This is a genomic window from Paraburkholderia fungorum, assembly GCF_902833645.1.
Lineage (GTDB): Bacteria > Pseudomonadota > Gammaproteobacteria > Burkholderiales > Burkholderiaceae > Paraburkholderia > Paraburkholderia fungorum.
This window is the reverse complement of record NZ_CADFGE010000019.1, coordinates 72982-99106: the sequence shown is the minus strand read 5'-3', so window position 1 is coordinate 99106 and position 26125 is coordinate 72982. Positions and strand designations below refer to the sequence as shown.

Below are 26125 nucleotides of genomic sequence, written 5' to 3'. Positions count from 1 at the left end.
GATTGCTGCCGGTTTCCGCGTGATAGCGCGGAAACCGGCTAATGCTTGCAGGACGAGGTGGAGACGACAAAGCGGTACATAAGCCGTACCCCAAAGCGGTAAAAAACAAAGCCGGGCGCCTGAGAGGGTGACCCGGTTTTTCCGTCTTCGCGACGCGCTTTTATTCGCGGTAGCGGTTCAAAGTGAGCCCGTCCAGATCGATCTCCGGCTTGTGCTGCGTGATCAAATCCGCGACCACCCGGCCCGAGCCCATCGACATCGCCCAACCCGTCGACCCATGTCCGACGTTCAGCCAGAGATTGTCCACGCCGGACGGCCCGAGTAACGGCGCGCCATCGGGCGTCATGGGCCGGCGGCCGACCCAGAAGTGCGCGGAGGTCGGATTGGCCGCGTGCGGAAACCAGTCGCTGAGTACCTTCATCAGCGTCTGCAAGGCTTGCTCGCGCAGGGTTGTCTGGCGATTGCCAAGCTCAGCCGTGCCGGCCACGCGCAGGTTGTTGCCAAAACGCGTGATCGCCGTTTTCAACGATTCGTCCATCAGCGCCGCCAGCGGCGCTTTTTCTTCGTCGGTGATCGGCAGCGTGGCCGAGTAGCCTTTCACCGGGTAGAGCGGCACCTTCACGCCGAGCGGCGCGAGCAGCGTCGCGCTGTCGACCCCCAGCGCCACCACCACGGCATCCGCTTGCAATGTCTCACTGCCGCGCTCGCTTTCGAGATTGACCGCATGCACCGCACCGCCTCGCACGTCGAGCGAACTCACGCGGGTATCGAAGCGAAACCGCACGCCGTTGCGTTCGCAGATCGCCCGCAGTTCACGGGTGAAGCGGGCGCAATCGCCGGCTTCGTCGTTGGGGAGATAGAGGCCGGAGATCGGCGTCTGGCGGGCCCAGCGCAGACCCGGCTCGATCTCGACACACTGCGCGGCGCTGACTTCACGGTACGCGATGCCCGCGTCGCGCAGCACCGCCAACGCCGGCTGCGCGAGTTCGACATCGTATTCGCTGCGGAACAACTGCAGATAGCCCTGGCTGCGGCCATAGTCGAACGGATGACGGGCGCGGAATTCGTGCAGACACTCCCGGCTGTAATAGGCGATGCGTTGCATGCGCTGCTTGTTGACGCGAAAGCGTTCGAGATCGCATTCGCGTAGCCAGCGCATGATCCAGCGCCATTGAGCCGGGTCGAGGGTAGGGCGGAAGATCAGCGGCGAGGCCGGCTTGAACAGATACTTGAAGATCTTGGCCGGCATGCCGGGCGCGGCCCACGGCGTCACATAGCCCGGCGCGATGACACCGGCGTTGCCGAAGCTGGTTGAGAGCGCGACGTCCGGCTCGCGCTCGATCACGGTGACCTCGCAGCCTTGCTGGCGCAGATAAAACGCGGTGGCGACGCCGATCACGCCGCCGCCAAGAACAATCGTTTTCATGTGGTTGTACGGCGGTTTCAGGCGCTCGGACGAGTCGCGCCGAGCACTTTGCCCTTGGTTTCAGGCAGACACACCGCGGCAACGATCACCAGCAGATAGCCCGACCCGGCGATGATGCCCATCGCCTTCACTAGCGTCATGGTTTGTGACAGTGTACCGACCAGAATCGGAAAGAACGAGCCGAGACCGCGGCCCAGGTTGTAGCAGAAGCCTTGCCCCGAGCCGCGGATCGAATTCGGATAAAGCTCCGACAGGTAGGCGCCCACGCCCGCGAAAATCCCTTGCACGACGATGCCCAGCGGGAAGCCGAGGGCGAGCATCATGCCGTCGGTGATCGGCAGCATCGTGTAGACCATGCCGAGCACGAACGAGCCAATCGCGAACAGCACGAACGAAGCGCGGCGGCCGATCTTGTCGCACAGAATCGCGCCGACGATATAGCCAGTGAACGAGCCGACGATCAGCACGATCAGATAGCCGCTCGTGTTGAAGACTGACAGGTGGCGCACGGTCTTCAGATAGGTCGGCAGCCAGGTGGTGATCGCGTAATAGCCGCCGAGCATGCCGGTGCAGAGCACGCTGCCCAGGATGGTCGTTCTGAGGTGAGGGAAGGCGAAGATCTGCAGGAAGTGCGAGGTGTCGAAACCGCTATCTCGAGCCTGACGGGTTTCGAGAAAGATTTCCGGATCGCTGACATTGCGGCGGATGTAGATGATCCACAGCGCGGGCAGCAGGCCGATCCAGAAGCAGGCGCGCCACGCATACTGTTCCGGCAGCAGCGCGAAGAACGCCCAATAGATGATGGCCGCCGCGGCCCAGCCGAATGACCAGCTGCTCTGCACGGTGCCCACGGCTTTGGCGCGATGCTGAGGTGAGCGGATGGTTTCGGCCATCATGATCGTCACGACCGACCATTCGCCGCCAAAGCCAATGCCTTGCAGCGTGCGGGTGGTCAGCAGTTGCCAGAACGAGTGGGTGAAGCCCGACAGGCAGGTAAAGATCGCGAAGGTGGCAATGGTCCACTGGAGGACCCGCACGCGTCCGTAGCGATCGGCGAGAATCCCGGCGAGCCAGCCGCCGATCGCCGACGAAATCAGCGAACTGGTCGCGATCATGCCGGCTTCGCTTTTGGTCATGCCCCACGTCGCGATCAGCGTCGGAATGAGGAATGAATAGATCATGAAATCAAAGGCGTCGACTGCGTAGCCGCCGAAGCCGGCATAGAGGGTGCGGCGTTCGCGCTGAGTCAGTTCGGTGAACCATTGGAGAGAGGGCATGTTTTTTTGTTGTCTCCAGGTGGTTTTTGCCTTCCGGCGGCTAGATCGTGGGTTTTTTGTATTCTAAGGGGATGGGGCGGGGCGCGGCCAGTTGTGGTCAAAAATGGCAGCCGACTAACGGACGGCTAAGGGACGGCTAAGGGACAGGTAAGGAACTCCATTCCGGTTCCTTACCAACTACTACTATGTAACCCAAAAATAATCGGCCGCCGTTAAACTGCGCCGGCAGCGTTCGAGCTGCGACTACCCTCCTCACGTCCGCGCTCGCTACTGCCAATGCCCGCAACCGCAAAAAACTGCTCGCCGTTCCGCCGCCCCGCGAGCACGCCTTTGCGGGCAGATTACTCGCGCCGCGCGTTCCTGAGGTCTTCGGCAAGTGCGTTGCTACTTTCCGGCATGGGGAGCACCCTGCTATCGGCTTGTGGGGGCGGAAATCTGGACACCGATCAGCCGGCCACGCCGCGCCTCGCCTCGGTGAGTAACTTTCGCGACGTAGCGGGCGCAGCCGCCGGCTATCCCACGGTCGACGGCAGGCAGATGCGCCGTGGCGCCTTCTATCGGGCGAACGCGCTGACCCTCAGCACGGCCGATGCGGCCGCCCTCGACAAACTCGGCATTGCTTCGGTCTACGATCTGCGCACGCCCGGCGAAATTGCACGCACGGCGGATGTCTTGCCGAGCGGCGCGATATCGGAGACGCTCGATGTGCTGGGCGTCAATGATTTCGTTACGCCGACGTTCGATACGGCGGCGGCCGCCGTCGCGTTCATGGAGGGCGAGGCGCGCGCCTATGTCACCGGCGCGGCCCAGCGCGTCGGCTATGGTGAACTCCTCACGCGGCTCGCCAATGGCGCCGGCGCGCAACTGTTCCATTCCAGCGCGGGTAAGGATCGAGCCGGCTGGGTTGCGGCGCTCCTGCTCAGCATCGCCAACGTGCCGCTCGACGTCATCATGCAGGACTATCTGCTGAGCAACGTCTATCTGGCTCAATCGATCCAGGCGCGGACGGCCACGTTGCAGGCGCAGGATGGCGACACTGTCGCAGCGATCGAGTCGCCGCTCTTCAATGTCCAGGAAAATTATCTGCAAGCAGGGTTCGATCAGGTGCAGGCGAGCTACGGCACCATGGCGAGCTATCTGACGCAAGGCCTTGGCCTCTCGCAAGCGACGATCGACATGTTGCACGCCCGCCTCGTCGTGTGATTTGCGCTGGCCGCGCCAGGTGTCGCGCGGAACACGCCGGCGGGACAGACGAAAAAAAGTCCGCCCCATGTAACCGGGCGGACAGAGAAGGGCGGCATCGAGGTTGCCGGGGGCGACTGTAAGGCCACAACGCCCGCGCAAACGCGTTCAGTAAGGACGAGTAAGCGCTCTTGCCTGCGAAGCCCGCTCAGCCCTTCCCAACCTTCCTCATGACTGTGCCGGCGCAACCGGCAATTCGATCCGTACTTCCAGCCCGCCTTGCGCATGATTGCCTACCTGGCAGCGGCCGCCGCGATCGTGCGCAAGCCGTGCGACGATCGCGAGACCCAGGCCGCAATGACCTTCGCCGCCGCGCGCGGCGTCGAGCCGCACAAACGGTTTCATCGCCGCCGCGACACGGTCGTCGGGAATGCCCGGGCCGTGGTCGCGCACGCTGATGATCCAATGCCGGTCGTTGCGCGCCGTGGCGATGTCCACCGGCGGTGAGCCGTGCTCGAGCGCGTTGTCGACGAGATTCGTGACCAGCCGGTCGAGCAGGGTGCGCGGCAGCGCGAACGACGAACCGGCGCGCAGATCGAGCGTGAACAACGGTGTCTCGGCACTGTCGCTGGCGGAAAACTGTTCCCGCAGGAATTCGTCGACTTCGACCGGCGGCCCCGCATCGGCGGACTGGCCCGCAAACTCCAGAAACTGCTGGACGATGTTGGTCAGTGAATCGACGTCACGGATCAGGCCGGCCCGCTCGTTTTCCGCGACCAGTACGCTCGCGCGCAACTTCAGCCGTGTCAGCGGTGCTTTCAGATCGTGGGCGACGCCGGCCAGCATGACCGCCTGGTCGTCGCCGGCCTCATTCAGGCGCCGCATCATATCGTTGAAGGAGCCGATCAGATCGCGCAACTCGCGCGGGCCTTGCACGGTCACGGGTTCTGGCCGGCCGCCCGAACCGAACGCACGGGCCGCATCGGCCACGCGCGACAACGGCCGCTGCATCTGCCAGACCGCGAACAGCGAAAGGATCAGCGCGGCCGCCAGCATCGAGATGGATTCGATCAGGAAGCGCGGGCGCGGTGGGACGTCGACCGGCACGACAACCCAGTTCGACTTGCCGGGAAGCAGTACCCATAACTGTGGCGGACGCAGGTCGTCGACGGCGATCTGCGTGCCGGGCGGCAGGTTCTCGCGCAAATGCCGGCTCAGTTCGACCAGCGGATGGGCGGAGGGCGCGTGCAGATGGACGCTCGACGGCATGTTCCAGGTGGGCACGAGATGCACGCGCATGGCGGGCGCCAGCGCGGCGCCCTTCATCGGCTCGCCGTTGATGGCTTGCAGCACCAGCAGAATGCCGCGCGCGAAGCCGTCGATTTCGTGACGCGGCGGCTGCATCACCACCAGCACGAACCAGCCGGCCTGAATCGCGAACAACACCGCTGTCGACAGCAACGCCATTCTGCCGAACAGTGTGTTCAGCGGGTTTCTCATGCGCTTGAGGCAGCCTCGTCGGCGAATGGGGTGCCGTCGGCGTCGGGTACGAACACGTAGCCTTTGCCGCGCACCGTCTGTACGTAGCAGGGGTTGGACGGATCGTCCTCGATCACGCGGCGCAGACGCCAGATCGGCACGTCGAGGCTGCGGTCGCGGAACGCGAGATTGTCGCGATGCACGAGATCGTGAATCAGCACGCGCGACAGCACCTTGTACGGATTGTTGATGAAAATCTTTAGCAGCGCGAATTCACTGTCGCGCAGCGGCAGCTTCGTGTCGTCGCGTGACAGCGAGCGGGTGGCGAAGTCGAGTTCGAACGGGCCAAAGCGATACGGCTTGCGGGCTTCCGGCGCACTGGTGGTGGACGGCCCGCGGCGGCGTAACACCGTGTGGATGCGCGCGAGCAGCTCACGAGGGTCGAACGGCTTGGTCAGATAGTCGTCCGCGCCGAGCGATAGCCCGACGATGCGGTCGGCCACCGTGCCGCGCGCCGTGACGAAGATGACCGGGATGTCGTCGCCGGCGGCGCGCAGTGCGGTGAGCGCGCGTAAGCCGTCGGTGTTCGGCATCATGATGTCGAGCACGACGACCGACGGCCGTTCGCGTTCGAGCCGGCGTTGTAAATGGGTGCCGTCGTGCAGCACGGACGCGTCGAAGCCGTTCGTCTGCAGAAACTTGCAAAGCAGATCGCGTACGACCGGATCGTCGTCGACGATAAGGACCTGTGGATTCATGGCGAAATTCTAGACCGGCCCGCGCGACGCACGCCCGACTGTTTTCTTACCAATGCTTACCTAAACTCGCAGCGTCTTTGCAGATTCCGGCGTCAGTCCCGCCACCAAAGGCTCACCGCCTGTTTCACGGCCACATATTTGGCAATGCGCGCGTAACGGGTGAGTAATGCGCCGACCGGGTGCAACTCGGTGCGGCAGTCGTTTTATATGGCTTGAATGGCTCCACAGGATCAAATCCGCCCCCAATTGCTACCGCCGGCAATGGGTCGCAACGGGTCGTAAGAACCGCCGGAAAGCGCGTGTTCCTTCGTGCATCGCCACCGCCTGTGCAGCGAGATGATTCGTCGTGCAGTACGTTGCGTCGCATGTCGAAAACAGCCTAACGCCTTGGGCCCACGGCAAGCGGCGTGAAATCGAAACCTAGCGCCACGCGAGGCTCATCATGACCATTCACAGCCATCTCGGTTCAACCCGCTTTTCTTCGCTCGCCCCCATGTCGGCGGCGGAAAAGCCCGCAACTTCAAACACCGCGGCGGCGACGCCGCAGGCACCGGAGTCCGTTAGCGAGGCGCAGCCGTCGCCGCCCTCGCTGCCGTCCGGGCTCGTCGGGCATCACGTCAACACGACCGCCTGACGCATCGAGGCCCGTGTGTCGACCTCAAGCATTCCTGAGCGCATCGTTCGTGTCGCTGCGTGGTTGATGCTCGGCGCGGCGCTGCTGCCACTCGGCGGCTGCGCCGTTGCCGCGCTGCCGTGCCGGCTGACGTCGGCCACGCTGAAAATCATTCCGGTCGTCGGCCATGCCGCGGCCACACCGTTCGACATGTGTGCATCCGCCATCGACTGAATCATGACACTCAAACGGATTGCCTTTGCGTTGGCGTTGCTGGGCGGCCTGTTTTCGGTGGCCGCCGAGGCGCAACCGGTCGCGCGCGACGCGAACGCAGCCGGTGCTGCGTCGAAGAGCGCTTTGCCTGAGGCGCGCCGGCGCTCGCAGGACATGCCGTTTGCGTTTCGCGGCATCGCGCTCGGCCTCACGCTCGACGAATTTCGCGCCGGCGCGACCGTGCGCGCCACGCCGGTTGGCAGCGTACCGGTCTGCGAGACGGACGTGCAGGCCGGCGCACTCGGCATGCGGCTGAAATCACACGAGAGTCTGACGGTTGCGTGCCGCTGGGCGCATCGCGCTGACGACGGCTGGGCAGTGTCGCAAGCCGTCGTCGACGGCGCACCGGCACTGGAGCACGTGCTGCGTTTTGCGCGTGTCGACGGCCAGAGCCCACTGCGTTTGTACGAGATTTCTTTTGTGATCGACGAGATCACCGCCGAAGACTTGCGCGACGCGCTTGCCGACCGCTATGGCGCGCCGCGTCTGGTGACGCAAAGCGTGTCGTCGCCGGGCGCGCTGCCGGTCTACGTGTGGGACAACGCGGTGAGTTCGATCACCTTGTGTTTTTTGCCGGGAACGCGCAACGGCACGCTCACCTATCTGTTGAAGGGCTCGGACGCATGGGTGAAATCCGTCGTGCGGCAGTGGCAGGCAAGCGGCGCCGAGGCGGGGTGATGTGCCGCCTCGTCCGCCGCGCGGTTTGCGGGATCACGCGTGGCGTCGATTGCGTCGTTAAGCGAAGCATCGGCAGCGCGACCGCACGGTCCGTATTCATTCCGGCCGATCCGGCCAAGGAGCAACTATGACTGCGCTACGTCTGACTGTCACGCTAGGCGCGGCAGCCTGTCTCGCGGCTTGCGGCAGCAGCCAGCCACCGTCAATCGTAGAAACGCCGATGTCGCCGCCGATCGCCTCGGCGCCGCTGAACGTCAATACGCAGGGCGCGATCTATCAGGCCGGCGCGCCGTTGCTGCTTTACGAAACGCCGCGTGCGCAGCATATCGGCGACGTGCTGACGATCCGTTTGTCGGAGTCGTACAGCGGCAACAATAGCTCGACCGCGGCCGCGAGCCGCTCGAGCAGCATCACCGCGACCGCTGCGGATCAGTCGACCAACGCCGCTGCGCGGCTTGCGAGGCTGTTCAATGTCGGCTCGGCCAGCACCGACTACAAAGGACAGGGCAGTCTCACCGACACCAGCGGCATGACTGGCACACTCGCTGTGACGGTGATCGGCACGATGTCGACCGGCAATCTGGTGGTGTCGGGCGAGAAGGTCATCGCGATGAGCGGCAATCGCGACCGCTTGCGCCTGTCGGGTATCGTCAATCCGAAGGATATCGAAGCCGGGAATTATGTCGCGTCGAGCAAGGTCGCCAATGCACGTATCGAACAGGCCGGCGTGGGGATGGTGTCCGACGCCACCACGATGGGCTGGCTGCAAAGGATGTTTCTGAGCGTGCTGACTTTCTGAGGTCGATCGTGGTGCGCGCGAGTTGTGCGACACGCCGGGGCGCGCTCTCTCAGGTCTTACGAAAGCGGCGCCGCGTTGCGTTCCGCCGCGCCGATCTCACCGTCCGGTACGAACACGTAGCCGCGGCCCCACACAGTTTGCACATAGCGCGGCTCGGACGGGTCCACCTCGATCAGCCGCCGCAAACGCCAGATCGATACATCAAGGCTGCGATTGCGATGCGCCTCGCTATTGCCGTGCAGTTTCTCCAGCAACTGCGCGCGCGTGAGTACCGTCATCGCGTGCGTGACGAATACCTTGAGCATCGCGAACTCGCTCGAGCGCAGTGGAATGCGTTCCCCATCGCGGCGCAGTTCGCGCGCCGGAAAATTCACCTCGAAGCGGCCGAAACGATAGGGCGCGCGTTGCTCCGGCGCGCTCGGCGCAATCGCACCGCGGCGGCGCAGGACCGTGCGAATCCGCGCGACCAGTTCACTCGGTTCGAATGGCTTGCCGAGATAATCGTCGGCGCCGAGTTCGAGGCCGATCACGCGGTCGATCGGATCGGCGCGAGCGGTCAGCAGGATCACGGGAATATCGTCACCGGCGACACGCAATGCGCGCAGTGCGCTGATGCCGTCGAGCTCCGGCATCATGATGTCGAGCACGATCAGCGCGGGGCGCTCGTTTTGCAACGCGCGCTGCAGCGCCATACCGTGTTCGAGCGTGGACACATTGAAGCCACGCCCTAGCAGATATTCGCTGACGAGTTCGCGGACGACGGGGTCGTCGTCGACGACCAGAATGGATTGGTTCATCCAGGTCATCTTAGTGATCCGCGCGAGCGTCGCAAAGCACGCAACGCTTTCGAATCCTTTCTCGTGTAAGAGAAAGCAAGCAGGCGGGTCTGCTTCTTCTAGTTTGCCAGCGATGTCTGCATCGTTTGCATCGGTTGCCGTTCCAGGTCGGTTTGATCGATCACCATCTTGTCGATCAAACCATTGAGTTTGGTCGATGCGGTGGAGAAGCGGTCGGTATTGAGGCCGCCGGTCTGGTAGCGCGCGGTGACGAGAATGCGCCCGTGCTGGATCAGCGTCAGATCGATGATCGACAGATACTGGATCGTTTCGTCGCTGAACGAACGGCGGCCGTAATCGATCGCCGCGTTGTAGACGAGACGCGCCTCGCATCCGGCGGGCGAGGTGCCCGGATTGTAGACGTCCGAACGAATCCCGCGCCGGTCGAGCGCGAGCTGCAGTGCCGGCACGAAATCACCAACCGATACTGTTTGATTCACTTCGATGCAGACGTTGTGCACGTCTGCCCGCCGGCCGTTGACGAAGGTCGGCGACGAGTAGTTCGCCGCGATCGCGTAGCCGGCCTGAATCACGGAGCCGGTGGCGTCGGCCGCTGAGATCAGCGTCCACGCGCAGCCGTTCAGACCTAACGCGAGGGACGCCGAGGCAGCGAGCCGGGCCCCGGGCCGCCGCAACATGACCCACGCGGCCAAAGGGGCTCGCGTGAAAGCGTGAGCGCGCAAGGGTGGCATGGAGGTCATGATGCGGTGCCTGGTAGCGGTGAAGATGTGCGGCGTCACAAAGGGGCGCTGCGAATAACGGTGCAGGGTAGCGGTAACGGCTCGCGGCAAGCAGGGTCCACGCTCAGCGCGTGACGCGCAGGCGTAGTTCGTTTTGCCCTTGCACGCTGGCCGTGACGCTCACGCGCCGGTCATCGGTGGTCACGATGAAATGCTGACGCGTCGGCGTGTTGACGTCGTGCACGACGTTCGGAAAGCAGGCGGCGATATCGGCGCCGAATTCCTCGAGCGGATCGTTGACCACGCCGTCGGCTTGCCAGTGCGCGCGCCAGTGGCAATCGTAGGCGTGCGCGTTGGCGCGGCAGTCGTCCGCGGCTGAGACACCCGGCAGTTGCGCGGCGGGTTGCGCGTGCAACTGCTTGAAGTCGGCAGCACTGACGATATGTTTGAGCGCAGGGCAAACGTCCGCGGGTTCGGCGGGCTGGGCGGCAAGCGCCGCATGCGTGGCGCTCGCGAGCAGCAGGGCTGCGCCAAGAGCGAGCGCTGCGCGCTGGGTCGAAGGATGAGAGCGGCGATCGAATGACATGTGCGGAGAGTCCGGTAGCAGTGAGTGGCGTGGCGGACCGGAGAGGGTACGGCCCGCACGACTATCGTCGCTGCAGCAGGGGCTTTTCAAAGCGGGGAACAGCTTGCCCGCTTCGCGAGTGCTTTCGAACTCTTCTCGCGTGTTTCAGGATGTTGCGACGTGTGGGCCGATTGCGCGCAAGGTCTCGCGGCAAGGTCTCGCCAATAGGCGTGCGGCGTTGCCGCGCTGACGAGCGGCGTGCCGCCTAGCCAAGCGTGAGGCCGCCGTCGATATGAATCACCTGGCCGGTGATGTGACGCGCTTCGTCGGAGAGCAGGAACGCGATCAACGCCGCGATATCCGCCGGTTCGGCGACGTGGCCAAGCGGCGTCGCCTCGGCGGCGCGAGTCCACACCGATGCATTATCGGCACTTGGACCGCGATCTTTACGGGTGTAGCCGGGCGCCACGCAATTGACGGTCACGCCATGCGCCGCTAGTTCTGCGGCGGCGGTTTTGGCCAGCGATTCGAGTGCCGCTTTCGCGGCGGCCGTAGCGGCGAATGGCGCATCGACGCGATAGCGATGCGCGACGAACGAACTGAGCGCGACCACGCGGCCTCGCTCCGAGGTCGCCAGTGCCGGCGTGGCTCGCTTGACGAGCGCGGCGAAGGCGCCCGGCATTGCAGCGAAGGCGGCGTTGAACGCATCCGTGTCGAGTGCGTTCAGCGTTTGCCGTTGCGCGTGGCCGGCATTCGCGACCAGTTGGTCCAGCGCGCCGAACTGCGCGAGCGTTTGATGAATCACGTGCTCGGGGGCGCCGCGTTCAGCCAGATCGGCGCATACCGTCGCGCAGTGTGCGCCGTTCGCGCTGCAATCGGCGGCGACCTGCGCGAGACGCCGGCGCGCTTCGTCGTCGGCCCCGCGTGCGTGCAGCATCAGCGCGGTGCGCGGCGCGGCGATGCGCCGTGCCAATGCCGCGCCGATGCCGGAACCCGCGCCGGTGATCAGCACGACCCGATCGAAGCCGGAGTCGCTCATTTCAGTCGTGCTGTTCGCGTCATCGGCTCGGCTCATGTCGCTCTCGCTATGCAGGCTGCTGATGCTGCTTGTGCTGTTTATGCGGCGATCGGTTCGCCCGAACGCTCGACGTCGAGCGTGTCGCCATGGAACGCCGCCAGCGATTCGCGATGCGCGACACTGACGATCGCCGCCTTCGGCAGCCGTTCGGTGAACAGGTGATAAAGACGCGCTTCGTTTTCCGCATCGAGCGCGCTGGTCGCTTCGTCGAGGAACAGATAGTCCGGTTTGTGCAACAGCACGCGGGCGCCGGCGAGGCGTTGTTGTTCGCCTGGCGAGAGGATGCGCGTCCAGTGCCCCGATTCCTGCAGGCGCTCGGCGTATTCCGAAAGATGGCAGGTGACGAGCGCTTCACGGCATTCTTCGTCGGTGTAGGTGTCCGCGGGGGACGGATAGGCGAGCGCGGCCTTCAGCGTGCCGATCGGCATGTAGCTGACCTGCGGGATGAACATCATGCGTGCGTTGACCGGTGCGTCGATCGAGCCGTCGCCGAACGGCCACAAGCCGGCGAGCGCGCGCATCAGCGTGCTCTTGCCGGAGCCGGACGGACCCCGCACCAGCCAGCGCGAGCCCGGTGTGATCGCGATATCGCGGATGCGCGACAGCGGGTTGCCGTTCGGCAGCGCAAGCTGGAGGCCGTCGGTGGAAAGCCGGTCTTCATCGACGAAATGCAGGTTGATGCCGCCATGCGCGGTGGCCGGCGACACGGACTCCTTCAGACGCGGCGCATGCACGATGCGCTTGAATTCACGCAACCGGTTCACGGTTGCGCGCCACTCGACGAGCGTGCCGTAACTATTGATGAACCACGAAAACGAATCGCTGACGGTGCCGAATGCTTGCGAGATCTGCATCAGCACGCCGAATGAGAAAGCGCCTGCGAAGTAGCGCGGCGCGGCGACGACGATCGGGAATATGATCGCGATCTGACCGTAGAAGCTCAGCACGAAGGTGAGCCGCTTGGTGTACTTCATCACCTGCCACCAGTTGTCGCGGATACGGCCGAACAGCGTGTGCGCGTTCGTCTTCTCCGTTTCCATGCCGTTGTAGAAGGCGATCTGTTCGGCGTTCTCACGAAGGCGGATCAGGCCGAAACGGAAATCCGCCTCGACTTTCTGTGCCTGGTAGTTAATCGGCACGAGCGGGTGGCCGACTTTCTGGATGATCAGCGAGCCCACCACGGCGTAGAGCGCCGCGGCCCACACCATGTAGCCGGGAACCTGTATTGGCATGCCGCCGAGCGAAATGGTCAGCGCGCCGGCCAGCGACCACAGGATCGTGATGAACGAGACCAGCGTGACGACCGTGGAGAGCAGGTCGAGCGTTAGCGAGAGCGTGGTGGTGGCGAACGATTGCAGGTCGTCGCTGATCCGCTGGTCGGGGTTGTCGGCGAGCCGGTCGCGTTCGATCCGGTAGAAGGCGCTGTCGCGCAGCCATTCGTTGAGATAACGCGTGGTCAGCCACTGGCGCCAGCGGAAGCCGAGCATCTGGCGCAGATAACGGCCGTACACGGCAAGGATGATGAAGCCGAACGCGAGCCCGGTGAACACCATCAGCAGGTGCGGAAAGTCGTGCACGTTCTTGGTCTGCAGCGCGTTGTAGAAGTCGGCGCTCCAGCGATTCAGGCGCACGTTGATCCACACGACGAGCAGATTCATCACGATGATCGCGACGAGCAGCCCCCACGCCGTTTTTCGTTCTTCGGAAACCCAGTAAGGTTTGATCAGGCTCCAGGCGGAGACTTTTTCGTCCGGCGGCAGCGCGGGGCTGGAAGCGGTATTCGGTGTCATGAGCATCCTGATGAAGTGCTGGCCCATCTGGCCGGCCCATTTCGGACCGGCCCCACGGCGGTTTGCGGTACGGCCCCGGGCGTCATGCTCGACGAACCCACGCCCGGGTGAGCGCCTGATTCTGGCGCGAGGCCCTTAAGCGAAAATTAATTTCCACCCGGCGGCTGCGTCTCGACGCCGCGCGCGCGGCCAGGCGGCCCCGCAGTATCCGGTGCTGGCATTGTGCCAGAGCGCCGGCTCCAGCCATATTGGCGGACCGAAAGATGGTGCCGGATCAACTGCCGCGCGCCTGCATGGGCCATCGGTTTGCGGGCGTTGCGCCTTTTATGGTCTAATGACCTTCGACGAAACAGGGGTGCTTTGCCCACAGGCTGCGTGATTCTCATGCAGCGGCGGCGAGGCTGAGAGAGACCCTTTGCACCCGATCCGGGTAATACCGGCGCGGGAAGTTTCCGGAAGCAGCCAGTCTTCCATTCCCCGCCGGGCGGCGTCAGCTATTGGGACGCGCGTTTTGCCCGGCCGGCCTCACCCGCCGGTTTCGTCCTGGGTACGTGCGTTTTTAGGCCGTACAGAAAGGACTCGATGACCGCTTATTCTTCATACATGTGTTTTACTGCTCGCCGCGCTTCAGCCGCTTATGTTGATGCGCCGTGCTGCTGCGTTGCCGTCCGTCGCGGCTCGGAGCGGGCGCGATGAACCGTCCTGCTCAACCTGATTTTGCGGTACTCGGCGGCGGGCTGTGCGGGCGTCTGGTCGCATGGCGTCTGGCCGGCGAAGGGTATCGCGTGGCGCTCTACGAGCGCGGCGACGCCGCCGGCTCGCAAGCTGCGGCCTGGGTCGCCGCCGCCATGCTGGCGCCGTTGGCAGAAGCCGCTAGCGCCGAATTGCTGATCACGCGTCTCGGCGCAAGCTCGCTCGAGACCTGGCCGCAAGTGCTGGCCGAATTGCCCGAACCGGTGTTCTTCCAGCGCAATGGCACGCTTGTGGTCTGGCATCACGCCGACCGGACCGAAGCGCCGTTGTTCGAGCGCCGCGTGCGCTCGAACGCGCCTGCCGAATTGCTCGACGGCGGCTTTGTGACGCTGGCCGGCGCGCAGCTCGGTGCGGCCGAACCCGCGTTGGCGGGCCGCTTCAATCAGGGCTGGCTGCTGCCGCATGAAGGTCAACTGGATAACCGTCAGGTGCTGGCCGCGCTTGCTGCGGGCCTGGTCCAGCGCGGTGTCGATACGCACTGGAATACTCCGGTCGACGATCACGCGCTGCCGCCTGCGCGCGTCACGATCGACTGCCGGGGCTTGGGCGCGAAACCCGTGCTGCCCACGCTGCGCGGCATCCGCGGCGAAGTCGCCCGTGTGCATGCGCCCGGCATCAAGTTGACGCGGCCGGTGCGATTACTGCATCCGCGCTATCCGCTGTATATCGCGCCGAAGCAGGACGATCTCTACGTGATCGGCGCGACCGAGGTAGAAGGCGAGGACATGTCGCCGGTCAGCGTGCGCTCGGCGCTCGAGTTGCTGAGCGCGGCGTTCTCCGTGCATCCCGGCTTCGGCGAGGCACGCATCCTCGAATTGAATTCGCAGTGCCGCCCGACTCTGCCGGACCACCGTCCGGCCTTGCTGTGGGATGGCGCGCAGACGCTGCGCGTCAACGGCCTGTACCGGCACGGCTACATGATCGTGCCCGAAGTCGCCGACGAAGCCGTGCGCTTTGCCGCGGCGCTGCTCGACGGCCGCATTGGCGACGCCGATGCTTTCGCCGACTGGCAACGCGCTGCGCGCTGGAGCGAGCTGTTTCAACTGGACTGTGCGCGGGAACCGGCATGAGCGTTGCGCATCCGCGGATGAAATAACCGCGGGCAAGCCAGCACGTGCCGCTCCCGCTATTGACTGAACCGTATTCGAACACCATGGACATTCACATCAATCAGAAGCCGTTGTCGCTGCCCGAAGGCGCGACTGTCGCCGATGCGCTCGCCGCGTTCGGCGCGCGTCCGCCGTTCGCGGTCGCACTGAACGGCGATTTCGTCGCGCGCACCCAGCATGCGGCGCGCGCGCTGCAGCCGGGCGACAAGCTCGATGTCGTGCAACCCGTGGCTGGCGGCTAAGCCGCGCACCACGCCTTGCCGGAGACCAGGATTATGCAAATGACTGCCCCCCAAACCGCCGACGCGCTGACGCTGTACGGCCAAACCTTCGCGAGTCGGGTGCTGCTCGGCACTTCGCGCTATCCCTCGCTGCAATCGCTGTCCAATTCGATCGATGCGGCGCGACCCGGCATGGTGACCGTTGCTTTGCGCCGGCAGATGAACGAAGGCGGCGCCGAAGCCGGCTTCTTCGACCTGCTCAAGCGCCACGGCGTGCCGCTTTTACCCAATACCGCCGGCTGCCTGACGGTCGGCGAGGCGGTGACCACCGCGCACATGGCGCGTGAAATTTTCGAAACAGACTGGATCAAGCTCGAACTGATCGGCGACGACTACACGTTGCAGCCCGATCCGATTGGCCTGATCGAAGCGGCCACGCAGTTGATCAAGGACGGCTTCAAGGTGCTGCCGTACTGCACCGAAGATCTCGTGATCGGCCGCCGTCTGCTCGACGCGGGCTGCGAGGCGCTGATGCCGTGGGGCGCGCCGATCGGTACCGGCAAGGGCGTGATCAATCCGTACGGCCTGCGCGTGTTGCGCGAACGTCTGCCGGATGTGCCGCTGATCGTCGACGCCGGCCTCGGCGTGCCGTCGCACGCGGCGCAGGTAATGGAGTGGGGCTTCGACGGCGTGCTGCTGAACACCGCCGTGTCGCAGGCAACGCACCCTGACGCGATGGCGCGCGCCTTTGCGCTGGGCGTCGAAGCGGGCCGCCAGGCTTTTCTGGCGGGGCCGATGGCCGAGCGCGAAAGCGCGCACGCGAGCACGCCGGTGATCGGCATGCCGTTCTGGCATCAAGACGGGAGTGCTGCATGACGCAAACTTTGCCTTTGACCGGCCGCGACCTCTTCTGGCCGCCCGCCGATGAACTCACCGAAGCCGCCGAGCGGATCCGCGCCCGCCTGGGCGACTGGCCGCCGACGCACGCGCCGTGGCGCATTTGCCTGACCGCGCCGGACGAGCCGAACGGCGGCGACCTGATCGTTGTCGCCGACGCGCAGCAGCACGGCGAACAGGTGGCGCGCTGGCAGGTGCAGGGCGCCGGCGTGATCGTCGCAGCCGAGAATGCGGCGACGCTCCATCTGGGCGGCGAGAAATACGGGTTGGAAGGCCATCTGGCGGAAGACTGGATAGCCGCGCTGGCGGCGTTTCTGGACTGCGGTTTCGATCCGCACGACGCGCTGGTGCTGGCTCTGGCCTGGCGTGACGGCGACGAAACCCGTGCGGACGACGCCTTTCCGGCCGATATCGCCCGCTTCCCGCGTCTGACCGGCCTGCCGGCCGCGCCGGCGCAAGCTTTCGCGCGTTGTCCCGACCGGCTCGGCCTGTATCCGGTGCTGCCGAGCGCGGAATGGGTCGAACGGGTGGCGGCCTTCGGCGTAAAGACAATCCAGTTGCGCCGCAAATCGGCCGAACCCGCCGACGAGTTGAAGCGCGAAATCGCCCGCTCTGTCGCTGCGGGCCGCAAGCACGATGCCCAGGTTTTCATCAACGATCACTGGCAGGCCGCGCTGGAAGCGGGCGCTTACGGCGTCCACCTGGGCCAGGAAGACGTGCACACGGCCGATTTGTCAGCGCTTGCCAGCGCCGGCATCCGGCTTGGCCTGTCGACGCACGGTTTCTACGAGATTCTGAAAGCACTGCATTTCCGGCCCAGCTATATTGCTTTGGGCGCCGTGTTCCCGACCACGACCAAGGTCATGCCGACCGCACCGCAGGGGCTCAAGCGTCTGGCGCGGTATGTCCGCCTGCTCGACGGAGTCGTGCCGCTGGTGGCGATCGGCGGGATCGATTTGCAGGTGCTGCCCCAGGTGCTGGCGACGGGTGTAGGCTGCGCCGCGGTTGTGCGCGCCGTGACCGAGGCCGCCGATCCGGCTGCCTCGGTTTCTGCGCTGCAACATGCGTTTACGCAATAATCGTCAAAGTCAGTAAAGGGACAGGGCACCTCACGGCAGCTTTTGCATGATGGCCCTATAATTCGGCCTTCCGTGTAAAAGGACTGTCAGTTTCGTGTCTTCCTCCCCCGAGACCTTACTCGAGCTGCGTGACGTCGACTTCGGTTATGGCGACCGGCTCGTCCTGTCGAACCTGAATCTGCGCTTCAAGCGTGGCCAGGTCGTCGCGGTCATGGGCGGCTCGGGTTGCGGCAAGACCACGGTGCTGCGCCTGATCGGCGGTCTGGTGCGCGCGCAGCGCGGCCAGATCCTGTTTCAAGGCCAGGACATCGGCCAGCAGACGCGCGACGGTCTCTACGCGCTGCGCCGCAAGATGGGCATGCTATTCCAGTTCGGCGCCCTGTTCACCGACATGTCGGTGTTCGAGAACGTCGCGTTCGCACTGCGCGAGCACACCGACCTCCCAGAAGAGCTGATCCGCGACCTCGTATTGATGAAGCTCAACGCGGTTGGGTTGCGCGGCGCGCGCGATCTCGCGCCGTCGGAGATTTCGGGCGGCATGGCGCGGCGCGTGGCGCTGGCCCGGGCGATTGCGCTCGACCCCGAGCTGATGATGTACGACGAACCGTTCGCCGGCCTCGATCCGATCTCGCTCGGCATCACCGCGAACCTGATTCGCGCGCTGAATCAGGCGCTTGGCGCAACCTCGATTCTCGTCACGCACGACGTCCCGGAATCGTTCGCGATCGCCGATTACGTCTATTTCCTCGCCAACGGCGGGGTGCATGCCGAAGGCACCCCGGCCGAGCTGCGTGCGTCGACCGACGCCACGGTGCGCCAGTTCATCGACGGCGCGCCGGACGGTCCATTCAAATTCCACTACCCCAGCCAGACGCCACTCGCGGCGGACTTCGGCATTGGCGGAGGTCAGTCATGATCAGTGCTTTGGGTCGCTCGGTGATCGACGGCTTGGGCACGGCCGGCTATGCCACGCGTTTCTTCTTCCGGCTGCTGTTCGAATTTTTCCCACTATTGCGCCGGCCGCGCCTTGTCACGAAGCAGATCCACTTCGTGGGTAATTATTCGCTGGTGATCATCGCCGTGTCGGGGCTGTTCGTCGGTTTCGTGCTCGGCTTGCAGGGGTATTACACGCTCAACCGCTATGGTTCCGAGCAGGCGTTGGGGCTGCTGGTCGCGCTTTCGCTCGTGCGCGAGCTCGGACCGGTGGTCACCGCGCTCCTGTTCGCGGGCCGTGCCGGCACGTCGCTCACGGCCGAGATCGGTTTGATGAAGGCCGGCGAGCAACTCACCGCGATGGAAATGATGGCGGTGGATCCGGTGAAGGTGGTGGTGGCGCCGCGGCTGTGGGCGGGCATTATTGCCATGCCGATTCTGGCCGCGATTTTCAGCGCGGTCGGTGTGTTCGGTGGTTATGTGGTGGGCGTGCTGCTGATCGGCGTCGATGCCGGCGCGTTCTGGTCGCAGATGCAAGGCGGCGTCGATGTCTGGCGCGATGTGGGCGCCGGGATCATCAAGAGCATAGTGTTCGGCCTCGCGGTGACCTTCGTAGCGCTGTTTCAGGGCTACGAAGCCAAGCCGACGCCGGAAGGCGTGTCGCGCGCCACGACCAAGACGGTCGTGTACGCATCGCTTGCGGTGCTCGGCCTCGATTTTCTGTTGACCGCACTGATGTTCAGCTAAAACTGCGCTGCACGTTTCTGCTCCGCGAACGCGCCTGGGTTCGCGCGTGAGCGAAGCGGCAGCAGCGTGGCGGATTCACTTTGGGATGACGATGAAAAAGACTGCTCTCGACTTCTGGGTCGGCCTGTTCGTGGTGTTGGGTTTCGTGGCGTTGCTGTTTCTCGCGCTGAAGGCAGGCAATATGAGCTCGTTGTCGTTTCAGGCAACGTACCCGGTCAAGCTCAAATTCGACAATATCGGCGGACTGAAGGCGCGCGCACCGGTAAAGAGCGCGGGCGTGACGGTCGGCCGGGTCGACTCGATCGGCTTTGACAGCAATTCGTATCAGGCTGTCGTCACGATCGACATCGACAAGCAATACCCGTTTCCGAAAGATACCTCGGCGAAGATCCTGACTTCGGGTCTGCTCGGCGAGCAATACATCGGGCTCGAACCCGGTGGCGATAGCGAGATGCTTAAGGCGGGTGACACGATTTCGATGACGCAGTCGGCGATCGTGCTGGAAAACCTGATCGGACAATTCCTGTACAGCAAGGCCGCGGACTCGGGTGCGTCCAAGCCTGGCGCGGGTTCGGCTGCGCCTGCGGCCGCCCCTGCCACGGTGCCCGCGCCGGCGGCATCGACTCCGCCCGCCTCCGGCGCGGCCGGTCAATAAGGAGAATAAAAATGCAGACCCTACGCAAACGAGGCGTGCGCACTGTCCAGATAGCGACGTTCGCACTGGCGGCCGCTACGCTAGCCGGCTGCTCGAGCGTGCCGACCCCGACCAAGGGCGACCCGCTCGAGGGCCTGAACCGCACCATCTTCACCGTCAACGACAAGCTCGACCAGTACGCGCTGAAGCCGGTCGCCAAGGGTTACGTCTTCATCACGCCGCAGCCGGTGCGCGACAGCGTCACCAACTTCTTTTCGAATATCGGCGACGTCTACATTGCGGCGAACAACCTGCTGCAGTTGAAGATCACCGATGGCGTCGAAGACATCATGCGGATCGTGATCAATACGGTGTTCGGCGTCGGTGGGCTGTTCGACGTGGCGACGCTCGCCAAGCTGCCCAAGCACGACAACGACCTCGGCCTGACGCTCGGTCACTATGGCGTGCCGGCAGGTCCCTACCTCGTGCTGCCGTTGTTCGGTCCGAGCACGGTGCGCGATGCGGTCGGCTCGATCGGTAATTACTATGTCAATCCGCTCAGCTACATTCACCCGGATGGATTGAGCTGGGCGTTGTACGGCCTGAATGTGATCAACACGCGTGCGAATCTGTTGAGCGCGAGCGACGTGCTCGAAGGCGCCGCGCTGGACAAGTATTCGTTCGTGCGCAACGCGTATCTGCAACGCCGCCAGTATTTGTTGTCGGACGGCAAGCAATCGCAGGCGCTGCCGAACTACGGCGACGAAGCGCCGCTGCCGAAGTATGACGACGTGGAGGGCGGCGCGGCTGCGGCGCCGGCAGGCACGCAGGGTGCTGCCGCGAACGCGTCGGGCGCCTCGGGTGCAGCGGCTGCAACGCCGCCGCAAGCCGGCACGGCAGCAGCGCCGGAAGCTGCTTCAGGCAGCGCGGCAACGCCGCCGCTCGATCTGAACGGCGGTCCGGAAACCACGCAGATTCCGGCGGGTCAACTGGTCCCGCCGCAGCGGTTTAACTTCCCGTCATTCAAATTGCGTTGATCGTGCAGCCGTAACACCTCGAAACGACTCTCGCAGTTTGCGCATGGATTGCTGCTGAACTCGCGTGTTAATGTCGGCTCAAACGGTTGCACTATTTTTAAAGCAAGGCTCGATATGAAAAAATTCTTCCTGTTTCCTTTGTTTGCTGCGCTGTTTTCGTTCGCCAGTGCCGGTGCCTCGGCACAAACGGTCGACTCCAGTTCGCCTGACGCCCTGATCAAGACCGTCACACAGCAAGTGATCGACGCCGTGCGCGCCGACAAGTCGATCCAGCAAGGCGACATTTCGCACATCACCCAGCTCGTCAACGAAAAAATCCTGCCGTACACCGATTTCCGCCGCACCACGCAGCTGGCAATGGGCCGCAACTGGCGCACCGCCACGCCGGAGCAGCAAAATCAGGTGGTCGAGCAGTTCAAGATGCTGCTGATCCGCACGTACTCGGGCGCGCTCGCCCAGGTCCGCGATCAGCAGATCCAGTACAAGCCGTTCCGCATGAACCCGGACGACACCGACACGGTGGTTCGCTCGGTCGTGATGAACAACGGCTCGCCGATCGAACTCGACTACCGTCTGTACAAGACCCCGCAAGGCTGGCGCGTCTATGACATCAACGTGCTCGGCGCGTGGCTGATCCAGGCGTATCAGCAGCAGTTCAACGAGCAGATCCAGCAGAAGGGCGTGGACGGGTTGATCCAGTTCCTCACGCAGCGTAATCAGCAACTCGCCGCGGGCAAGCAGTCGTGAGCGAAGTGCTGAACGCCGCCGTCGCGAGCCGCTTCGAAAGCGGCGCGACGCTAACCCACGAGAGCGCGAAAGCCGCGTTCGAGGCGGGTTTGCAGCGTATCGCGGCGGGCGCGAACGGCGTGGACTGCGCGCCGCTCGTGCAATTCGATTCGACCGCGCTCGCCGTCCTGCTCGCGTGGGAGCGTGCCGCTCAGGCACGCGGCGCCGCGTTCCAGATCGTCAACCTGCCGGCTGGTCTCGCCAGCCTTGCACAAGCCTATGGCGTCGACACCCTGTTGTGTCGGCCGCAGTGAGCGCTCAAGTGCCGACTCTCCTCTCAGGCTGCTTGCAGCGCGCACGACATTGACGCTCCCATAGCGTCACTTCCAATCGCCCCGGCTCAGCCGGGGCCGCCGATTTTTGCCCTATAATCAAACGTTTTTTGGGGCATATAACCGGCCCCAATTTCGTCCCTTCCAGCATTTTTGCGCCCCCTCGGGGCTCCTTTAGGCGCCGCGACGCACGCGGCCCATAGTCATGTCAGCCATAGAAATTCGTAACGTCAAGAAGCGCTACAAGGACTTGCAAGCGCTCAAGGGCGTCAGCCTCACGGTGGAAGAAGGCGAGTTCTTCGGACTGCTCGGTCCGAACGGCGCGGGCAAGACGACGCTCATCAGCATACTCGCCGGTCTCGCACGCGCCGATGAAGGCAGCATCGCGGTTCGTGGCCACGACGTAGTCAGCGACTTCCGCGACGCGCGCCGTGCGCTCGGCGTGGTGCCGCAAGAGCTCGTGTTCGATCCGTTCTTCACCGTCCGCGAAACCTTGCGCATCCAGTCCGGTTACTACGGGCTGCGCAATAACGACGCGTGGATCGACGAGATCATGGCCAATCTCGACCTCACCGACAAAGCCGACGCCAACATGCGCGCGCTATCCGGCGGCATGAAGCGTCGCGTGCTCGTCGCGCAGGCGCTGGTGCACCGGCCGCCGGTGATCGTGCTGGATGAGCCGACCGCGGGCGTCGACGTCGAGCTGCGTCAAACCTTGTGGAAATTCATCTCGCGCCTGAATCGCGAAGGTCACACGATCGTGCTGACCACGCACTATCTGGAAGAAGCCGAATCGCTGTGCGACCGCATTGCGATGTTGCGGCGCGGCGAGGTCGTGGCGCTCGAGCGCACCAGCACGCTGCTGCAACGCTTCGCCGGCATGCAGTTGTTCCTGCGCTTTACAGAAGGCGTGTTGCCGGCCGAGTTGCGTCCCCTCGAAGTGGACAGCGGCACGGGCAACGGCAATGGCCGTCAGCATCTGCTGCGTCTGGCGAGCTACGACGACGTCGAGCGGATTCTCGCGCAGTGCCGCGCGGCGGGCTGTACATTCGAAGAAATCGAGGTCCGCAAAGCCGACCTCGAAGATGTGTTCGTTCAGGTGATGAACGGTCCGGAAGTGATCGAGGGGCTTGCATGAGCGGTTACAGTGGTTTCAGTACGCTGTTTTACAAGGAAATCCTGCGTTTCTGGAAGGTGGCGTTCCAGACCGTGCTGGCGCCGGTCATCACCGCGCTGTTGTATCTGACGATTTTCGGCCACGCGTTGCGCGGTCACGTTCAGGTCTATCCGGGCGTCGAGTACACGAGCTTCCTGATTCCCGGCCTCGTGATGATGAGCGTGTTGCAGAACGCCTTTGCGAACAGCTCGTCCTCGCTGATCCAGTCGAAGATCACCGGTAACCTGGTGTTCGTGCTGCTGCCGCCGCTCTCGCACTACGAGATGTTCGGCGCGTACGTGCTCGCTGCTGTGGCACGGGGTCTGGCGGTCGGCTTCGGTGTGTTCATCGTGACGATCTGGTTCGTGCCGGTCAGCTTCAGCGCGCCGCTTTACATCATCGCGTTCGCCATCTTTGGCGCGGCGATCCTGGGCACGCTTGGTTTGATCGCGGGCATCTGGGCCGAAAAGTTCGATCAGCTTGCTGCATTTCAAAACTTTCTGATTATGCCGCTCACGTTCCTCTCGGGCGTGTTCTACTCGACGCACACGCTGCCGCCGGTATGGCGCGAAGTGTCGCGGCTCAATCCCTTTTTCTACATGATCGACGGCTTTCGCTACGGTTTCTTCGGGATGTCGGATATCAATCCGCTCGAGAGCCTCGCGATCGTTGCCGGTTTCTTTGTGGTGCTGGCCGTGGTGGCGATGCGCATGCTCGCTTCCGGCTACAAACTGCGCCACTGATCAGGAGCTTCTCTCATGTTGCCGACTCCCGAACAGGTCAAGCAATACATCGCGGCTGGACTCGCTTGCCAGCATCTCGAAGTCGAGGGCGACGGTCAGCATTTCTTCGCGACCATCGTTTCGCCGAGCTTCGAAGGCAAGCGTTTGATCGCGCGCCATCAACTCGTGTATGCGGCGCTCGGCGACCGCATGCGCGAAGAAATCCACGCGCTCAGCATGAAGACGCTGACGCCCGCCGAATGGCAGAACGCGTAATCTGGAAATTTAGTGCGAATTACTCAAGAAGGGCGCGACGCCGGTAGCGGCGCGTCGAACAAAGTCAAAGCGGGCCCGGCTGAAGTCCGGGTCGATCAGGAACTGACAGGCATGGATAAACTCGTCATTGAAGGTGGCTACCCGCTGTCGGGCGAAGTCGTCGTCTCAGGCGCGAAGAACGCGGCGTTGCCGATCCTGTGCGCGAGTTTGCTCAGCGCGGAGCCGGTGCATCTGGAGAACGTGCCCGACTTGCAGGACGTGCGCACGATGCTGAAGCTGCTCGGCCAGATGGGCGTGCGCATCGAGAGCGGTGAGGGGCGGGTGTCGCTGGATGCATCGAAGGTCGATAACCTCGTCGCGCCGTATGAAATGGTGAAGACCATGCGTGCGTCGATTCTGGTGCTCGGCCCGCTGGTGGCGCGCTTCGGCCACGCGAGGGTGTCGCTGCCGGGTGGCTGCGCGATCGGCGCGCGTCCGGTGGATCAGCACATCAAGGGCCTGCAGGCCATGGGCGCGGAAATTACAATCGAGCACGGCTTCATCGAAGCGCGCGCGAAGCGTCTGAAGGGCACGCGTATCGTGACCGATATGATCACCGTGACGGGCACCGAAAATCTGCTGATGGCAGCGGTGCTGGCTGAAGGCGAGACGGTCATCGAGAACGCCGCGCGGGAGCCGGAAGTGGGTGACCTCGCGCATCTGCTGGTCGAGATGGGCGCAAAAATCGAAGGTATCGGCACCGACCGTCTGGTCATCCAGGGCGTCGACAGGTTGCATGGCGCGAAGCACACGGTGATTCCGGATCGTATTGAAGCCGGTACATTCCTGTGCGCGGTCGCGGCCGCCGGCGGCGATGTCACCTTGCGTAAAGTACGTCCGCTGATCCTGGAAGCCGTGACCGAAAAGCTGCGTGAAGCAGGCGTCACGGTCGAAGAAGGCGACGACTGGATGCGCGTTCGCATGGACAAGCGGCCGAGCGCGGTGAGCTTCCGCACGTCCGAATATCCCGCGTTCCCGACCGACATGCAGGCGCAGTTCATGGCGCTCAACACGATCGCCGACGGCACCTCGCAAGTGGTCGAGACGATCTTCGAGAACCGCTACATGCACGTGCAGGAATTGAACCGCCTCGGCGCGAGCATCACGATCGACGGCAACACCGCGCTCGTGACCGGCGTCGAGAAACTGTCCGGCGCGAAGGTGATGGCAACCGACTTGCGCGCTTCGGCGAGCCTGGTAATCGCCGCGCTGCGTGCCGAAGGTGAAACGCTGATCGACCGCATCTACCACCTGGATCGGGGTTACGACCGGATGGAAACCAAGCTCAACGCCATCGGCGCCAAGGTGCGCCGTATCGCCGGGAGCCAGGCATGAGTTCGATGCCGCAAACGTCGTCGTCGCCGGCCGTGAGCGCGCCGCTTACGCTGGCTTTGTCGAAAGGGCGTATCTTCGAAGAGACGCTGCCGCTGCTCGCCGCGGCCGGCATTGAAGTCGCCGAAGATCCGGAGACCTCGCGCAAGCTGATTCTGCCCACCACGGACGCGAATGTGCGCGTGATCATCGTGCGCGCCACAGATGTTCCGACCTACGTCGAATACGGCGCGGCCGACTTCGGCGTGGCAGGCAAAGACGTCCTGCTCGAGCACGGCGGCAGCGGGCTGTATCAGCCGGTCGACCTGGATATCGCGCGGTGCCGGATGTCGGTGGCGGTGGCGGCCGGATTCGACTACGCGAACGCGGTGCGCCAGGGCGCACGCCTGCGCGTGGCGACCAAGTACGTTGAGACCGCACGTGAGCATTTTGCCGCCAAGGGTGTGCACGTCGACCTGATCAAGCTGTACGGTTCGATGGAGCTGGCGCCGCTGGTCGGTCTCGCTGACGCGATCGTCGACCTGGTGAGTTCGGGCAACACCTTGCGCGCCAACAATCTTGTCGAGGTGGAGGAGATCATGCAGATTTCGTCGCGCCTCGTTGTGAATCAGGCGGCGCTGAAGCTCAAGCGCGCCGCGCTGCGGCCGATCCTCGACGCATTCGAACGCGCGTCGAAGGCCGGCACCGCGGCCGCCTGA

29 protein-coding genes and 1 riboswitch are annotated in these 26125 nt (G+C 64.1%); of the genes, 20 read left to right on the top strand and 9 right to left on the bottom strand.

All coding sequences use genetic code 11. The annotated features are described in order from the left end of the window. Positions 1–160: 160 nt before the first annotated feature. Together HWX91_RS38465 and HWX91_RS38460 are read right to left on the bottom strand one after the other, a co-directional pair. Positions 161–1426 (bottom strand): D-amino acid dehydrogenase, encoded by a 1266-nt coding sequence (locus HWX91_RS38465; RefSeq protein ID WP_028199612.1) that lies wholly within the window; start codon positions 1424–1426, stop codon positions 161–163. Positions 1427–1443: 17 nt separating this feature from the next. Then, positions 1444–2703 (bottom strand): MFS transporter, encoded by a 1260-nt coding sequence (locus HWX91_RS38460; RefSeq protein ID WP_028199613.1) that lies wholly within the window; start codon positions 2701–2703, stop codon positions 1444–1446. 276 nt (positions 2704–2979) lie between these two features. Between HWX91_RS38460 and HWX91_RS38455 the strand changes: the two genes are divergently transcribed. Next, a complete protein-coding gene (locus tag HWX91_RS38455; protein ID WP_028199614.1) occupies positions 2980–3906 on the top strand; it encodes a tyrosine-protein phosphatase in 927 nt (308 codons plus the stop codon). A 207-nt stretch (positions 3907–4113) separates the two neighbouring features. Here HWX91_RS38455 and HWX91_RS38450 read toward each other — a convergent pair whose 3' ends face one another. Both HWX91_RS38450 and HWX91_RS38445 read right to left on the bottom strand, forming a co-directional pair. Next, positions 4114–5385, bottom strand: coding sequence for an ATP-binding protein (locus HWX91_RS38450; protein WP_028199615.1), 1272 nt, complete (start codon positions 5383–5385; stop codon positions 4114–4116). Then, positions 5382–6122 (bottom strand): response regulator, encoded by a 741-nt coding sequence (locus HWX91_RS38445; RefSeq protein ID WP_028199616.1) that lies wholly within the window; start codon positions 6120–6122, stop codon positions 5382–5384. Before HWX91_RS38445 ends, HWX91_RS38450 begins: the two co-directional genes overlap by 4 nt. Positions 6123–6564: 442 nt before the next feature. On the opposite strand from HWX91_RS38445, the gene HWX91_RS38440 reads away from it, so the two are divergent. From HWX91_RS38440 to HWX91_RS38425, 4 genes are all read left to right on the top strand, one after another. After that, positions 6565–6756, top strand: coding sequence for a hypothetical protein (locus HWX91_RS38440; RefSeq protein ID WP_028199617.1), 192 nt, complete (start codon positions 6565–6567; stop codon positions 6754–6756). Positions 6757–6771: 15 nt separating this feature from the next. Continuing rightward, positions 6772–6969 (top strand): DUF6726 family protein, encoded by a 198-nt coding sequence (locus HWX91_RS38435; RefSeq protein WP_028199618.1) that lies wholly within the window; start codon positions 6772–6774, stop codon positions 6967–6969. A 3-nt stretch (positions 6970–6972) separates the two neighbouring features. Next, positions 6973–7686, top strand: a complete 714-nt coding sequence (locus HWX91_RS38430) for a hypothetical protein (protein ID WP_028199619.1) — start codon at positions 6973–6975, stop codon at positions 7684–7686. Positions 7687–7813: 127 nt separating this feature from the next. Beyond that, entirely contained in the window at positions 7814–8485 is a 672-nt protein-coding gene (locus HWX91_RS38425) for a flagellar basal body L-ring protein FlgH (protein WP_028199620.1), read from the top strand. Positions 8486–8541: 56 nt separating this feature from the next. Here HWX91_RS38425 and HWX91_RS38420 read toward each other — a convergent pair whose 3' ends face one another. The 5 genes from HWX91_RS38420 to HWX91_RS38400 form a co-directional block, all read right to left on the bottom strand. Continuing rightward, the gene (locus HWX91_RS38420; RefSeq protein WP_028199621.1) at positions 8542–9282 is read right to left on the bottom strand and encodes a response regulator; all 741 of its coding nucleotides are present in this window, start codon (positions 9280–9282) and stop codon (positions 8542–8544) included. A 98-nt stretch (positions 9283–9380) separates the two neighbouring features. Further along, on the bottom strand, positions 9381–10022 hold the full coding sequence (locus tag HWX91_RS38415; protein ID WP_028199622.1) for a hypothetical protein: 642 nt from the start codon (positions 10020–10022) through the stop codon (positions 9381–9383). 103 nt (positions 10023–10125) lie between these two features. Continuing rightward, positions 10126–10587, bottom strand: a complete 462-nt coding sequence (locus HWX91_RS38410) for a hypothetical protein (protein WP_028199623.1) — start codon at positions 10585–10587, stop codon at positions 10126–10128. A 244-nt stretch (positions 10588–10831) separates the two neighbouring features. Then, positions 10832–11605, bottom strand: coding sequence for an SDR family NAD(P)-dependent oxidoreductase (locus HWX91_RS38405; RefSeq protein WP_028199624.1), 774 nt, complete (start codon positions 11603–11605; stop codon positions 10832–10834). 77 nt (positions 11606–11682) lie between these two features. Further along, positions 11683–13434 carry an ABC transporter ATP-binding protein/permease gene (locus HWX91_RS38400; RefSeq protein ID WP_028199625.1) on the bottom strand — a complete coding sequence of 584 codons (1752 nt, stop codon included), beginning with the start codon at positions 13432–13434 and terminating at the stop codon, positions 11683–11685. A 341-nt stretch (positions 13435–13775) separates the two neighbouring features. Beyond that, a riboswitch (TPP riboswitch) is annotated at positions 13776–13899 on the top strand. A gap of 227 nt (positions 13900–14126) precedes the next feature. On the opposite strand from HWX91_RS38400, the gene HWX91_RS38395 reads away from it, so the two are divergent. From HWX91_RS38395 to hisG, 15 genes are all read left to right on the top strand, one after another. Continuing rightward, positions 14127–15257, top strand: coding sequence for an FAD-dependent oxidoreductase (locus HWX91_RS38395; RefSeq protein WP_028199626.1), 1131 nt, complete (start codon positions 14127–14129; stop codon positions 15255–15257). Between the two features lie 83 nt (positions 15258–15340). Then, positions 15341–15538, top strand: coding sequence for a sulfur carrier protein ThiS (gene thiS / locus HWX91_RS38390; protein ID WP_028199627.1), 198 nt, complete (start codon positions 15341–15343; stop codon positions 15536–15538). 39 nt (positions 15539–15577) lie between these two features. Next, positions 15578–16393 (top strand): thiazole synthase, encoded by an 816-nt coding sequence (locus tag HWX91_RS38385; RefSeq protein ID WP_028199628.1) that lies wholly within the window; start codon positions 15578–15580, stop codon positions 16391–16393. Further along, complete coding sequence (gene thiE / locus HWX91_RS38380; protein ID WP_081833218.1) at positions 16390–17493, top strand: thiamine phosphate synthase; 1104 nt, start codon at positions 16390–16392, stop codon at positions 17491–17493. The genes HWX91_RS38385 and thiE overlap by 4 nt, the downstream gene beginning before the upstream one ends. Before the next feature lie 94 nt (positions 17494–17587). After that, entirely contained in the window at positions 17588–18409 is an 822-nt protein-coding gene (locus HWX91_RS38375; protein ID WP_028199629.1) for an ABC transporter ATP-binding protein, read from the top strand. Next, positions 18406–19173, top strand: a complete 768-nt coding sequence (gene mlaE, locus HWX91_RS38370; protein WP_028199630.1) for a lipid asymmetry maintenance ABC transporter permease subunit MlaE — start codon at positions 18406–18408, stop codon at positions 19171–19173. Before HWX91_RS38375 ends, mlaE begins: the two co-directional genes overlap by 4 nt. Positions 19174–19264: 91 nt before the next feature. Then, positions 19265–19828, top strand: a complete 564-nt coding sequence (mlaD, locus tag HWX91_RS38365) for an outer membrane lipid asymmetry maintenance protein MlaD (protein WP_028199631.1) — start codon at positions 19265–19267, stop codon at positions 19826–19828. 11 nt (positions 19829–19839) lie between these two features. Beyond that, entirely contained in the window at positions 19840–20844 is a 1005-nt protein-coding gene (locus tag HWX91_RS38360; RefSeq protein WP_028199632.1) for an MlaA family lipoprotein, read from the top strand. Positions 20845–20958: 114 nt separating this feature from the next. Further along, the gene (locus HWX91_RS38355; protein ID WP_028199633.1) at positions 20959–21591 is read left to right on the top strand and encodes an MlaC/ttg2D family ABC transporter substrate-binding protein; all 633 of its coding nucleotides are present in this window, start codon (positions 20959–20961) and stop codon (positions 21589–21591) included. After that, positions 21588–21884 carry an STAS domain-containing protein gene (locus HWX91_RS38350; RefSeq protein WP_028199634.1) on the top strand — a complete coding sequence of 99 codons (297 nt, stop codon included), beginning with the start codon at positions 21588–21590 and terminating at the stop codon, positions 21882–21884. Before HWX91_RS38355 ends, HWX91_RS38350 begins: the two co-directional genes overlap by 4 nt. 223 nt (positions 21885–22107) lie before the next feature. After that, entirely contained in the window at positions 22108–23040 is a 933-nt protein-coding gene (locus tag HWX91_RS38345) for an ABC transporter ATP-binding protein (protein ID WP_028199635.1), read from the top strand. Beyond that, positions 23037–23801 carry an ABC transporter permease gene (locus tag HWX91_RS38340; protein WP_028199636.1) on the top strand — a complete coding sequence of 255 codons (765 nt, stop codon included), beginning with the start codon at positions 23037–23039 and terminating at the stop codon, positions 23799–23801. Before HWX91_RS38345 ends, HWX91_RS38340 begins: the two co-directional genes overlap by 4 nt. Positions 23802–23816: 15 nt before the next feature. After that, positions 23817–24056: a BolA family protein gene (locus HWX91_RS38335; RefSeq protein ID WP_028199637.1), complete on the top strand. Its 240-nt coding sequence runs from the start codon at positions 23817–23819 to the stop codon at positions 24054–24056. A 102-nt stretch (positions 24057–24158) separates the two neighbouring features. Further along, entirely contained in the window at positions 24159–25430 is a 1272-nt protein-coding gene (gene murA, locus HWX91_RS38330) for a UDP-N-acetylglucosamine 1-carboxyvinyltransferase (protein ID WP_311734552.1), read from the top strand. Then, on the top strand, positions 25427–26125 hold the full coding sequence (hisG, locus tag HWX91_RS38325) for an ATP phosphoribosyltransferase (protein ID WP_028199639.1): 699 nt from the start codon (positions 25427–25429) through the stop codon (positions 26123–26125). Before murA ends, hisG begins: the two co-directional genes overlap by 4 nt.